Origin of the sequence: Hyphomicrobium methylovorum (assembly GCF_013626205.1) — a bacterium.
Classification (GTDB): domain Bacteria; phylum Pseudomonadota; class Alphaproteobacteria; order Rhizobiales; family Hyphomicrobiaceae; genus Hyphomicrobium_B; species Hyphomicrobium_B methylovorum.
Genome location: NZ_QHJE01000001.1, coordinates 1 through 12,173, shown reverse-complemented (window position 1 = coordinate 12,173; position 12,173 = coordinate 1). Strand labels below are relative to the sequence as shown.

The 12,173-nt window shown below is 60.0% G+C and carries 11 protein-coding genes and 1 pseudogene; 4 read left to right on the top strand and 8 right to left on the bottom strand.

Translation table 11 applies throughout. From position 1 onward, the window contains the following. Window positions 1-16: 16 nt before the first annotated feature. On the bottom strand, window positions 17-571 hold the full coding sequence (locus DLM45_RS00060) for a hypothetical protein (protein ID WP_181334977.1): 555 nt from the start codon (window positions 569-571) through the stop codon (window positions 17-19). 162 nt (window positions 572-733) lie between these two features. Between DLM45_RS00060 and DLM45_RS00055 the strand changes: the two genes are divergently transcribed. Next, window positions 734-1,939: an MFS transporter gene (locus DLM45_RS00055; RefSeq protein ID WP_181334976.1), complete on the top strand. Its 1,206-nt coding sequence runs from the start codon at window positions 734-736 to the stop codon at window positions 1,937-1,939. A gap of 12 nt (window positions 1,940-1,951) precedes the next feature. Here the strand turns inward: DLM45_RS00055 and dgcA are convergent, their stop codons facing one another. Continuing rightward, entirely contained in the window at window positions 1,952-2,926 is a 975-nt protein-coding gene (gene dgcA, locus DLM45_RS00050; RefSeq protein WP_181334975.1) for an N-acetyl-D-Glu racemase DgcA, read from the bottom strand. A gap of 78 nt (window positions 2,927-3,004) precedes the next feature. Next, entirely contained in the window at window positions 3,005-5,713 is a 2,709-nt protein-coding gene (locus DLM45_RS00045) for a coiled-coil domain-containing protein (RefSeq protein ID WP_181334974.1), read from the bottom strand. A gap of 434 nt (window positions 5,714-6,147) precedes the next feature. On the opposite strand from DLM45_RS00045, the gene DLM45_RS00040 reads away from it, so the two are divergent. The 3 genes from DLM45_RS00040 (at window position 6,148) to DLM45_RS00030 (ending at window position 8,040) form a co-directional block, all read left to right on the top strand. Further along, a complete protein-coding gene (locus DLM45_RS00040; protein ID WP_181334973.1) occupies window positions 6,148-6,489 on the top strand; it encodes an Hpt domain-containing protein in 342 nt (113 codons plus the stop codon). A 145-nt stretch (window positions 6,490-6,634) separates the two neighbouring features. Next, the gene (locus DLM45_RS00035) at window positions 6,635-6,955 is read left to right on the top strand and encodes a 2Fe-2S iron-sulfur cluster-binding protein (RefSeq protein WP_181334972.1); all 321 of its coding nucleotides are present in this window, start codon (window positions 6,635-6,637) and stop codon (window positions 6,953-6,955) included. Window positions 6,956-6,978: 23 nt separating this feature from the next. After that, entirely contained in the window at window positions 6,979-8,040 is a 1,062-nt protein-coding gene (locus DLM45_RS00030) for an NAD(P)/FAD-dependent oxidoreductase (protein WP_181334971.1), read from the top strand. 7 nt (window positions 8,041-8,047) lie between these two features. Here DLM45_RS00030 and DLM45_RS00025 read toward each other — a convergent pair whose 3' ends face one another. The 5 genes and pseudogenes from DLM45_RS00025 to DLM45_RS00005 all read right to left on the bottom strand — a co-directional run. After that, window positions 8,048-9,304 (bottom strand): GNAT family N-acetyltransferase, encoded by a 1,257-nt coding sequence (locus DLM45_RS00025; protein WP_181334970.1) that lies wholly within the window; start codon window positions 9,302-9,304, stop codon window positions 8,048-8,050. 105 nt (window positions 9,305-9,409) lie between these two features. Beyond that, window positions 9,410-9,775, bottom strand: coding sequence for an ABC transporter permease (locus DLM45_RS00020; protein ID WP_181334969.1), 366 nt, complete (start codon window positions 9,773-9,775; stop codon window positions 9,410-9,412). 63 nt (window positions 9,776-9,838) lie between these two features. Continuing rightward, on the bottom strand, window positions 9,839-10,354 hold the full coding sequence (locus DLM45_RS00015) for a hypothetical protein (protein WP_181334968.1): 516 nt from the start codon (window positions 10,352-10,354) through the stop codon (window positions 9,839-9,841). A gap of 153 nt (window positions 10,355-10,507) precedes the next feature. After that, the gene (locus DLM45_RS00010; RefSeq protein WP_181334967.1) at window positions 10,508-11,683 is read right to left on the bottom strand and encodes a vWA domain-containing protein; all 1,176 of its coding nucleotides are present in this window, start codon (window positions 11,681-11,683) and stop codon (window positions 10,508-10,510) included. 120 nt (window positions 11,684-11,803) lie between these two features. Next, window positions 11,804-12,173 (bottom strand): annotated as a pseudogene (locus tag DLM45_RS00005) (porin); the annotation flags it as partial.

Here is a 12,173-nt window from a genome sequence, read left to right as displayed (position 1 = left end):
GCGGTGGCTTGATAAGCTAGATTTCGCTATCGACCTGCAACTCGTGCAGCACGCTTTCCAGGATGCCTTCGAGCTTCGCAGCAGCGGCGTCGAGCGTGGACGTCGCATCGAGCGTCCGCTGGGAGTGGGCAGCGTGCGTCTGGCTCATAGCGTAGAGCTTGCCGGCATGACGCGCGATCTCTTCGCAACCCTTGGGATCGAACGGGTTCGCCTGCAGCGCCCAGGCAACTTCGTGAACGTCTTCCGCAGCCTTCAGGATCGCGTGTGTGGGTACGATGCTTTCATCGACTGTCGGCCGGGCCATAAGTCGTGCGCGCGTGTCCGCCAGCGCAACCTTCAGCGTTTCAATTTCAGCCTTGAGCAATCCAAGAAGAGCAGGCGGTTCGCGCAGCGACTGCTGTAGCCGCCGAATGGCATCTTCAAGCAGGATGCTGTCCAGGCGCCGTGCTCGGCGTCCATGTTCGGCCAGAAACCAGCGTCCACGCGCGGTCTCGAGCAGCGTCAGCTCAATGGCGCGATATTCGGCGTCGATCGACTCCGCGGACGGTCTGGAGGCTGAATGCGATGACATTGTGTGCTCCGCGCTAGACTCCTTTGAATATGCGATTCGATGTATCCGGCGAGACGCCGAGCGGCGTAACCCTCTGCTCGGGGGCGGATGAGTGCCTTTCGTAGCAATTGCGCATCGGGCAGGTACATCTTCGCCGCGTGTTAACCGTCGGGATCGGTCCGGATGACGTCAGACGCAGAGAGTAGAAGTGGCTTCGCGCTACGGGTGGCCGTGTTCTACGGCGCCATCTTCGTCGTCTATGGCATGTACCTGCCGTTCATGCCGGTTTGGCTCGACTGGAAAGGTCTGAGCGCGGGCGAGATCAGCTTTATCATGGCCGCGCCGCTGTTCCTTCGCGCGTTCGTAACCCCGCCGGTCGCAATGGCGGCCGACCGAAACCACACGCACCGCAGATACCTGATCGCGCTGGCATGGGCGGGGCTCTGCTTCGCGCTGGCGTTGACGGTCTCGGACGCGTTCTGGCCGATCTTGCTCTTTGCCGTTCTGTTGACGATCTGCAACTCGACAATCATTCCGCTGATCGAAACCATCGCTATGCAGGGAGCGCGAACGCGGGGGCTGGACTACGGCCGCATGCGTCTCTGGGGCTCGCTGAGTTTCATCGCCGCGAGCTTCATAGGCGGCGCAGTGCTGACGGCTGCCGGGCGCGGCATCGGCATCTGGCTCATCGCGTTGGGTGGGGTTCTGACCATCGCGGCCGCGCATTGGCTACCGAAGAGTGACGGCGCAGTACCTGAAGAGGCTGCGGCTCAACACACACCGCTTTGGCACGCGGCCGAACCGCGAGAGCTTCTGGCCAATCCCGAGTTTCGGACGTTCCTCATTGCGGCCGGGCTTACGCAGGCTGCGCACGCAACGCTTTTCACATTCGGTACGCTCATCTGGGAGAAGAACGGAATATCGTCCGTATCGTGCGGCGCGCTATGGGCCATCGGAGTTCTGGCAGAGGTCCTGCTGTTTTCCGTCTCGACCCGCGTGTGCGAGGCGTTTGGCGCGGCGCGGTTACTTGCGATGGGCGCTGGTATTTCCGTTGTCCGCTGGCTCGCGCTCGCATTCGAGCCGTCGCTCGCGCTTCTTGTGCCGCTGCAGTTGCTGCACGCCATAACCTATGGCGCTACGCACCTCGGTGCGATGCACTACATCCGCGAAAAGGTTCCACACCGGAAGGCGGGCAGCGCTCAAGCGCTTTACGCCACGGTTTCATCGGGTGTCGCAATGGGAGTGACCACACTCATCGCGGGCTTTGCTTACACGGAAGTGGGCGCGCTATCGTATCTGGCCATGGCAGGATTTGCGGTCATCGCACTCGTTGCCGCGCTGAAACTGATACGCCCGACGCCGATGAGGGAAGCGGCCACCGAAATCTGAAACGGAAGCGCGTTAGCCCCAAAGCTCAGGCGGCGGCGGAAAAATACGTCCGTTTTCGATTAAGACACCGAACTCGCGATCCGCGCCGAGCAGAAGCGGCCCGTCCAAGTCGACCCAATCGGCATGCGGCGCAAGAAGCAACGCCGGTGCAACAGCGAGCGACGTCGCGACCATCGAACCGATCATGATTTTCAGCCCGCGTCCGCGAGCTTGCTGCAAGAGGTCGAGGGCGCCGGTCAGTCCGCCGGCCTTATCGAGCTTGATATTGACCGCATCGTAGAGAGAAGAAATCCGGTCGAGATCGGCGCTCGTGTGAACGCTTTCGTCAGCGCAGATCGGGACGAGGTGCTCGACGTCCTTCAGCGCATCGTCCGCTTGCGCGGGTAACGGCTGTTCGATGACTTCGATCCCGCAGTCGGAAGCATCGGCGATCAGAGCCGCGAGATCCGTTGCGGACCAGGCCTCGTTGGCATCGACAAGAAGGCGAGCATCCGGACGGGCTGCACGAACAGCGCGCATCCGAACTCCATCGCCGTCGCCGCCGAGCTTAAGTTTCAGCAGCGGAAGATTGGAAACGGCAAGTGCCTTTTCAGCCATTTGTTCGGGCGTAGCCAGGCTGATCGTGTAGGCCGTTAAAACGTCGGCCGGTTGGGGCAGGTTCGCGAGCGCCGCTGCCCGTTGCCCGGTTCGTTTGCAATCGAGATCCCACAGCGCACAGTCGAGAGCATTCCTCGCGGCACCGGGCGGAAGAAGATCGAGCAGCGCCACGCGGGTTGTCAGATTGCCAGCGACGCGGCGAATATCATCGATGACACCCGCAACGCTTTCGCCATATCGCGCGTAGGGCACGGACTCTCCGCGCCCGCGATGCGCGCCGTCGCCCAACGAGACGACGACGACTTCAGCAGCGGTCTTCGCGCCGCGAGAGATGCTAAAGCGCTCCTTGAGCGGCCAGACCTCGCTTCGGACGTCGAGCAGAACAGGCATCGCAGATCAATCCACTCGATGGAGATCGGATAGTGGCGTCCGCGCGGGCTGAACAGCCAGCACGGAGCTCGAAGGTGATTAGCGGATGCGGCCCGCGGCGTGCGCGAGGAAGAGATAGACGCGCCCGGTATCGGAAACGAGGTGGCCCTGCGCGGTCCGTCCGCTGGGATCGCGCATCTCCGCATCCTTGATGATGCGCTCGAAGTCCGAGAGGTAGCGGAAGATCGATTGCTCGAGTTCGCCGTCAGAGCGAATTCGGCTTGCGATTTGATCGAACAGTGCGCGCGCCTCAGGTGCGTAGATGCTGCGCACCATGACTTGGCGTTGGCCAGCGCGAATACGGCTCCAGATCGCCGACGCCGTTGCCGGATCGAGCGCTCTTGCGATCGTCGCGATGTCGAGGCGCGCCGGGCTGCTTGCAGGCGGAGCTTGGCGCGGGGCCTGAGGAGGCGGCTGCGGATTGTGGGCGGCATGCGCCGCATCCTCGTGCGAAGCACGCGCAAGAAGGTCACCCAGCGACCAGCCCTCGCGAGCATCGGTGGAACCTGCACCCTTGCCACGGCTCGACGGCGTCTCCTGCTGAGTCAGCGCAGACGTCAACGACATTGGCGGTCGCGCGGCTTTGGGCATCTCAGGACGCATCACATCGCGCGGCGAGTTTGCACGCTGCGAAATTTGCGTGAGCTGTTCGACGGCACGCAACTGATCCTGCAGCGCGCGACGCATGGATTCCGCTGTTTCACGCGTGGAGGAGGGGAAGCGTGCAGCTTCTTCGCGAATACGCGCTTGTTCGCGGGCAAGCGTCGCGGCAGCTTCCGCTGCTCGTTGACGTGTCTCTTCCGAAGCCGACGACAGTTGGCCGGAAAGCTCTTCGAACTCGCGTGTCAGTTCGCCGGAGACGCTTTGGAAGCGCGTGCGCAAATCTGACAATGCGCGGCTGCTCTCGGCTTCGGTTTCCGTCTTGACGCGTTCGAGTTCCGCCATAAGTGCACGCGAACGGCTCGTCGCGCCGTCGCGCAGCTCTTCCGCAATGGCGCGCGCCTTGATCTCGATATTGGAAAGCGATCCTTCGAGATCGGTCGAATAGCCCGCAAGCGTGCGCCCGAATTCGTCGGCCTTGCCGGAAAACCGATCGAGCGTCTGGCTGATCTCGGCGTGCCGCGAAGACAGCGTCGATTCAATACGCACGTTCGCCGTATCGAGAACGTTCGCTGCCTTGAGGATCTGCTCGCCGTGGCTTTCAAAGCGATCGGTGACGCCGTGAATTTGCGAGAACAGATTTTCGGCAACGTTCTGAAGCGCGCCGGATTGCTTCGCGAGACCGTCGATCGCCTTCATCGTCTGGCGCGTGATGTTTTCGCTGGTCCGCCGTACCGCGCTGATGCCGTTCATAACGGAGTCGTCGAGATCAGCGGCCTGCCGCGAAATCGTTTCGCGGAACGTGCTCGCGTGCAGCTCCAATGCGTTCGTCAGCAGCGATGCCTTTTCGCTCACCGCCGCATCGATCGCCGATGTCGAACGCACGATCTGATCGTCAAACAGCTCGAGGCGCTTCTGGAACGCTTCATCGAGCGAACGGGTGCGTTCAACGAGTTGGATATCGAGAGCCTGCGCGCGGTTCGAGAGCGTCGTATCGAGGGCGCGGCCGTATTCTTCAAAGACTGTCTGCAAGTTCTCGGTGCGATTACCGAGCGTCGTGTCGAGAGTCTGCATGTAGTCGTCGAACGTAAGGCGCATCTGCTCGGTACGCGTACCGAGAGCCGTCGCGAACGCCGTCGTGTAATCTTCCAAAACGGACTGAAGCTGCTGCGTCCGCGCACCGACAGCGCCTTCGAATTTGCCCGTGGCCGTCGCGAGCGAACCTTCGAGGTTGGCGAGGTTTTCTCCAGCCCCGGCGATGATCCCGGAGAGCGTGACTTGCTGCGTCGAGAGCCGTTCGATCAGCGCCGGGATTTCCGTGCCGAGAGTCTTCAGCGTGTCGGTAACGCTTGTCGAGGTGTTGACCAGCGCGTGCCGCTCGCCGCTCAGTTCCTTGATGAGATCGCGAATGCGCTGCTCGTTCTGCTCATACGAGCGTTCGAGTTCCGCCACGTGGTTGTGAACCAGCGCTTCGAGCTCGCCCGCACGTCCGAGCGCGCGCGATACGGCATCGTTCATGAACGATACTTGCCGCCGCACCGCCTGTCCGAGACTTGCGATCGATTGTTCCGCCGTACGATCCGGCTCAGCAAGACGGATCGCAACTTCGCTCATTGTCGAAGACTTGAGCGCCAGCGAAGCGATGTGCCAGCTCAACAGCGCCAGCATCCAGATGATGCCCACCGGCGCGATGATTGCGGTCAGCGTGTAAAACGTCGTCGGATGGACGAGGAGCGCGGAGAATGAAGTTCCTGCCTGCCACTCGGGCGCCAGCGTCATAGCGCCGACGGCAAGTCCACCGATGGCCCAAACAATGCTGCCGATCGTTGCGAGACGGAAGACCTTGCTCGATGGCTTCTGTTCAAGCGCGTAGATGAGGCCGCCGATGCTCGGCACGTCATCGTTGGCAGCGATCTTTCCGCGAACGGGACCAGCCGGACGGCGCCGCGCAACACGACGCGAAGGCGCGTCATCAACAGGAGCTGGGGTTTCAGCAATTGCCGGCTGCCGCACTTCGGCGCCGAGCAGGGGAGGCGGAAGAGCTGGGCCCGGCTCCGGGTTCTCAGGCGTTACTGATCCAAGGCTCGGCTCGGTAGCGGCGGTTCGGCCCGCGATCGCCATGAGCTTCGTAATCTGGTCTTGCGACATTGCGCACCGTCCCCCACTCACACCGGCGTCCCACATCGGTCCGTGCGCGCGGACCTGCCGGATAATCTTCCCACCCTATAGGACTTTCAATTGGGCGCAAATTGGAAAGCAACGCGTAACCATAAGAAATGCCTATGCATCACAAGGGCTTAGAAACTCGTCCACCGTTTACGGCGGCATTGCGGCGGCCGCGGGCGTAAAATGCGGAATACACGCGAGAATTGCGAGTCATCGGCGCGTATCGGACGGCGACGAAAAAGTCGGGTCGGCCTTTACCGGGAGTTATTTTCAACGTGCGAAAGTCTGGGGAAAACTTGGCCGCGACAGATGATGCAACGTCCGACAGCAGGTGCCCGTGTACCGAGAAAAGTCAGGGCATCGTCGGCGTTTCGACAACGAGATAGAGCCGCAGCAAGGCTGCGCCGGAAGGAACCGTGCATTCAACTGATCCAATAGATTTCGAGCATTTGCGTCGCTACACGTTCGGCGATCAGGCGTTGGAGAAGGAAATCCTCGGCCTTTTTCTCACGCAACTGCCCGAGACGATGGCGTTGCTCAAGGCCGCCACAAGCGAGCGCGATTGGAAAATCGCGGCCCACACGCTGAAAGGCTCAAGCCGCGCCGTCGGTGCCGCGCGTCTGGCCGACATCGCTCAGATGGCGGAAAGCCTTGCCGCAAGCCCGGATCAGGCGGCGAAGGACGATGCCCTGCTACAGCTCGAAGCCGCGGCGGCAGAGGCCCGAACATTCATAGAGAACACATACCAAGGTCGTTGAAAGGCCGTTCAAACGGACGCAGTTGAGGGCTGTCCGGCTTGAAATGCCAGCAACGGCAATCTAATTGTGCGCGCTAGATAACTGCACAACCCTTCGAAGTCCGGTGGCACTGGCTCCCTGGAAAATACAGGACGCACAATAGATCATGACTAAAATCACGTTCATCCAGCCGGACGGCGAAAGCCAGACGGTGGAGGCGGAAAATGGCCTGACCGTCATGGAGGCTGCCAAGCTGAATGACATTCCCGGAATTGATGCCGAATGCGGCGGCGCTTGCGCCTGCGCAACCTGCCATGTCTACGTTGACGATAGCTGGCGCGAGAAGACGGGCGCACCTGCGGACATGGAAGAGGACATGCTGGACTTCGCCTTCGACGTCAGAGAAGGAAGCCGGTTGTCGTGCCAGATCAAGATCACCGACGCGCTTGACGGCCTCGTCGTGCGAGTGCCCGAGAAGCAGTTCTGATAACGAACGAAATCGAGACGGAAATGAATACAAAGAGCCCGCCGGATTCGGCAAATGATGTGTCTGAACCGATTGACGCCGATGCGGTCATCGTCGGCGCTGGGCCGTGTGGTCTTTTCGCGGTCTTCGAACTCGGCTTGCTCGACATCAAGGCACACGTCGTCGATATCCTCGATCGTCCGGGTGGGCAGTGTACGGAGCTTTATCCGGAAAAGCCGATCTACGACGTTCCCGCTCTGCCGACTGTCACGGGCCAGGAGTTGACGGATCGCTTGATGGAGCAGATCAAGCCGTTTTCTCCGACATTCCACTTCAATGAGCGCATTGATGGACTGAAGCGCGAAGCCGACGGACGCTTTCGCGTAACGACTGATGCTGGCACCGAGTTTCTGACGAAGACCGTCGTCATCGCCGCTGGCGGTGGATCGTTCACGCCGAAACGCCCCCCGCTCGACGGTATCGAAGCCTACGAAGGAAAGTCGGTCTTCTATTCCATCCGCAAAATGGAAACGATGCGCGGACGCGATGTCGTCATCGTCGGCGGCGGCGATAGCGCGCTCGATTGGACACTCAACCTCCAGCCGCTCGCAAAGAGCCTGACGCTCATCCATCGTCGCGATGAATTCCGCGCCGCACCGCATTCCGTCGAGAAGATGCGTAAACTCGTGCAGGAAGGAAACGTGCGCCTGATGATCGGTCAGGTGACGAGTCTCGAAGGTGAGGACGGGCAACTCTCTGCGCTCAACGTCAAGACGGCGAACGGCGTCGAGAAGCTACCGGCCAATGCGATGCTTCCGTTCTTCGGCCTGACGATGAAACTCGGGCCGGTCGCGGATTGGGGATTGAACCTTCGCGAAAATCTTGTTCCCGTTGATACCGAACGCTTTGAAACGAGCGAAAAGGGCATCTTCGCAATCGGCGATATCAATTGGTATCCCGGTAAACTGAAGCTCATTCTGTCCGGATTCCACGAGGCCGCGCTGATGGCGCAGGCCGCGCATCACATCGTCTATCCCGACAAGAAGCTGATGTTTCAGTATACGACGTCGTCTTCGAGCCTGCAGAAAAAGCTCGGCGTAAAATAAGCGACGATCACGAAGCGGAATTGTTGGCGCCGGTCTGCATGTCCTTGCGCATGAACCGGCGCATCGGCTGCGGCAGCGCCTTCAGCCACGCTTTAAGCCGGGTGCGCAAAAAGCCGAGATAAACCCGCGAATACGCGTAGCCCTTCGCATTGAGCGGCTGCACCCAATCGATTACGTCCTCCGACCGGTCGCACCAATCGAGCTTATAAGCGTCCCCCGGCGCCATCAGGTCGTAACTTGCGATTTGCTCGGTGTAGGCATCCTTCAGGCCGTGTTCGAGAAGAAGCACGCCAACGCCGGACTTCTCGAATTCAAGATTGAACGCCATCACATGCACGGCCAGGCGGCCTTTGCAGGCAAATGCAATATCGAGAGCCGCGCATTCGCCGTCGACGGTCAACGCCGAAACAATACAGCCCGCAGGTTTGGCAAATCCCTTGGCGAGATCTGCAAACACGCTGGAGGCGCGCGCGTCGGAAAAAGCGTTGGAGACGAGACCGCGATCTTTCAACCAAGCGGACTTCAGTGCAATCGCGCGCTGCGCAAGATCGCCCGCTGCTTCACCGCCGCGAAGACGTAAGAACGCAACCTGTCCTTTGTCCTCGAGACGCCGCGCGAGGCGCTTGCGATTTCGGCGAGCCTTGCTGCTAAAGCGTTCTTCAAAGGCCGCAAAGTTTGGTGCGCTGGAGAGATCCATATACGGAGCGATCTGGTGATCTGCGGCATGTGCGCCGCTGTCGGCTAGAATGCCCGCAACGTTGGCATCAGCGCGCACACGTCTGAGACGCAACAAGTCTGACGCAAGTTGTGCTTTCAGAAAATCATAGGAAGCCTGCAGGAGCGCGTCGGCATCGCCTTCGTTGTCGACCAAGGCGTCGCCGTACTGAGCGAGCGGTTCGCCCATCCAATACGTCTGCGTTACGCCGCGAACGCGTTCGGACACCAGCGGCCAAACCAGGATAAGCCGCCCCGCGCGGTGAGCCGTAACGATCGAAAGCCGGGAGGAGGGGCCGTCCGGGCGGGGCTTGAGATAGTGGTTCGCCCAATGCCAGCAGAAATTGAAAGTTTGGAAGACGTGAATGGAGCGTGCAGCCCGATCAAAGAGTGCATTCCATTCGCTCTCCAGCGCATCAAAATCCGCGCGTTCGGTGACGATGCGAAATGTAACGTCGGGAAAGTCGTTCGCCGTCAATCGCGCTTGCTTTGGCATCGGCGCGGGTGGCGCAACGCTATGCGATGGAAGGAGGCGAGCGGCGGCGTCCATGTGGGCCTTTGCGGAATGTGATGCGCGGCCAGGGCCGCAACCTGTCGCTAAGCTTCTATCCCGCAATGATTATTCGAGCGTTACGATGGCATCGTAAATCGACTCTTAAACGTGTGCGATTTCGAGAAACCCAAAGCCAAGAAACGCAATCGTCAGCAAAATGACGACGAATTTGCCCCGGCGCGACGGAGCCGCGCTTCCAAGAATGAGGTGATAGGAAAGTGCGCCTGCGGCCATGAGATTGATCGGCACCAATCCGGCAGGGCCGATTGCGCCGCGTGCGGTCGGAAACTGCAGGCCAATCCAAATACCCACGCCAACGCCCAGAAAAACTGCGCCGAGGAGGCGAGGGCCGAAGCTGGAAACCGGTCGAGCGAATCCGGCGAGACGGATAGCGGTTACCGGCGCGAAGATCATGATCGCGCCGCCAATCGCTTTGAAAAGAATTTCAGCCCAGAGAATTTGCTGCACGAAACAATCGTCCCCGAGCACACTGAGGGAGTTTATGCCGCAAATCTCACGATAACGGCAACGTTAGTGGGCGTAGATGTCTTGCATATTAGCGCCCTGGTTGGACGATGAGGTTCCACCACCGCTGCTACCCCAGCTACCGAATATGCCATCTTCCTGTACGACCTCAGGCGGCGCTGGCGTATAGTCACCCGCGAGATGGCGATTGAGGGCAACCTTGATGCCGGCAGTCTTTTGGGCCGTGCAGTAGTCGGCGCCGTTTTCGGCGACCGCTTTCGCGACACCCCGGAACGCCGTATCGTAGACTTGCCCCAGCTTCTCTGCATCGGCGGGGTTGGCGGCCGTTTCGCTAGCCAGGTACTGGCTGCGCAACTTCGCCGGATCGAAATTATAACCGCACCGAACTGCGCGTGCAGAGGTCGCGGCCACACCCATCGTGCGGGAAAGCGAATCATTCGCCGCCGTTGGCGCAGGCTTCGCACCAAATAGCGAACCCGTTGTCGGACCCGACAAACTAGCGCCGCAGCCAGCGAGGCTGACGGCCGAAATTGCCACGAATACGATCTGCTTGATGTGCATAGGCGTGCCCGAGTTCCCCAACCCTTCCTATCAGATGACCGACACCGCCGAAACGGTCAACTGTGCGGGCTCGGTTTTGCGGGGATGATCGATGCCATAAGCATCAGATAGAGCACACCAGATGGGGAAAACGCGGCGCTCAGCGGGCGCCCGTCAGCGCATCAGTTCCCGCATTGCAGCATCCAGACCGTCGAGCGTCAGTGGATACATTCGCCCATTGAAGAGCCGCCGCACCATGCCGACGGACGGCGTCCAGCCCCAGTGAGCTTCGTTGAGCGGATTGAGCCAGATCGCGTGTTTGTAAGTCTCAAGCATGCGCGACAGCCAGAGAGCACCCGGCTCTTCGTTCATGTGCTCGACGGAACCGCCCGGCATACTGATTTCATACGGGCTCATCGACGCGTCGCCGATGAAGATCACCTTATAATCCGCGCCGTAGGTATTGAGCACCTGCCACGTTGGAATCTTGTCGGTCCAGCGCCGGGAATTGTCCTGCCACACGCCCTCGTAAAGGCAGTTGTGAAAGTAGAAGTACTCGAGATGTTTGAATTCCGTGCGCACCGCGGAGAACAGTTCTTCGACCTCTTTGATGTGATCGTCCATCGACCCGCCGACGTCGAAGAACATCAGCAGCTTGACGGTGTTGTGTTTCTCCGCGCGCATCCGAATGTCGAGATAGCCGTTCTCCGCCGTGCCCCGGATCGTGCCGTCGAGATCGAGTTCCGATGCAGCTCCCGTACGCGCAAACTGACGAAGCTTTCTCAATGCAACTTTGATGTTGCGCGTGCCGACTTCGGAGGTGCCTGCAAGGTCCTTGAACTCGCGTTTATCCCAAACCTTGATAGCGCGGCGATGCCGGCTTTCGTGCTGACCGATACGAATGCCCGCGGGGTTGTAACCGTAAGCACCGAACGGTGATGTGCCGCCCGTTCCGATCCACTTGTTACCGCCCTGGTGGCGTTCCTTCTGTTCGGCGAGGCGCTTCTTCAGTTCCTCCATGATCTTGTCCCAACCGCCGAGTTCAGCGATCTTCGCTTTGTCTTCCTCACTGAGATGCAGCGTGCTGATGCGACGGAGCCATTCCTCAGGAATTTCCGTTTCAAGCGTCTCCGAAGACATCTCGATGCCTTTGAAGACGTGCGCGAACACCTGATCGAAACGATCGAGATTACGCTCGTCCTTCACGAGCGTCGCGCGTGCGAGATAATAAAAATCTTCGACACGCCGTCCGGCGACGCCGGATCCGACGGCCTCCAGCAAGAGCAGGTACTCTTTGAGCGTTACCGGCAGCTTGGCCGCACGCAACTCTGAAAAGAATGTCTCGAACATAACCCGAGTTTAGCGGATCGCAGGCCTGGAACAACGCAGGCTTGGTGTCACGGCATTCCCGCAAAACGAAAAAGCCGTCCCGAAGGACGGCTTCTCGCAATTCTTGGCTGTGGCTTCAGATCAGAAGTTGATCAGAGCACCGAAACCAACGTACTGGAAGTTGTCGGTCGGCAGACGACCAAAATCTTCATCCACCGCGTCTGCATCAAGATGGCGATACTTGAGCCAGATCGACATAGCAGCAGCGTCGATTTCCTGAACAACACCAAGACCCCAGACATCAACGCCCGTGGTGCCGATAAAGCGACCATCAAAGCTACCGCCGCTGTCCACGTTCACACCGAGATTGTTTTCGGCGCTCAGGTACTCACCGTAGAGAACGGTGTGACCGAGCGGGTTCCAACGCTGACGGATACCAGCCTTGATGTAGTACGTGTTGTTCGAGTCGATGCCGGAAAGGTTCAGGTCGAGGTGACCGTAAGCACCGTAG

What these genes read in the sequence shown, in the direction of transcription:
- DLM45_RS00060 (WP_181334977.1), bottom strand. Translation starts at nt 571, where the DNA reads ATGTCATCGCATTCAGCCTCCAGACCGTCCGCGGAGTCGATCGACGCC.
- DLM45_RS00055 (WP_181334976.1), top strand. Translation starts at nt 734, where the DNA reads ATGACGTCAGACGCAGAGAGTAGAAGTGGCTTCGCGCTACGGGTGGCC.
- dgcA (WP_181334975.1), bottom strand. Translation starts at nt 2,926, where the DNA reads ATGCCTGTTCTGCTCGACGTCCGAAGCGAGGTCTGGCCGCTCAAGGAG.
- DLM45_RS00045 (WP_181334974.1), bottom strand. Translation starts at nt 5,713, where the DNA reads ATGTCGCAAGACCAGATTACGAAGCTCATGGCGATCGCGGGCCGAACC.
- DLM45_RS00035 (WP_181334972.1), top strand. Translation starts at nt 6,635, where the DNA reads ATGACTAAAATCACGTTCATCCAGCCGGACGGCGAAAGCCAGACGGTG.
- DLM45_RS00030 (WP_181334971.1), top strand. Translation starts at nt 6,979, where the DNA reads ATGAATACAAAGAGCCCGCCGGATTCGGCAAATGATGTGTCTGAACCG.
- DLM45_RS00025 (WP_181334970.1), bottom strand. Translation starts at nt 9,304, where the DNA reads ATGGACGCCGCCGCTCGCCTCCTTCCATCGCATAGCGTTGCGCCACCC.
- DLM45_RS00015 (WP_181334968.1), bottom strand. Translation starts at nt 10,354, where the DNA reads ATGCACATCAAGCAGATCGTATTCGTGGCAATTTCGGCCGTCAGCCTC.
- DLM45_RS00010 (WP_181334967.1), bottom strand. Translation starts at nt 11,683, where the DNA reads ATGTTCGAGACATTCTTTTCAGAGTTGCGTGCGGCCAAGCTGCCGGTA.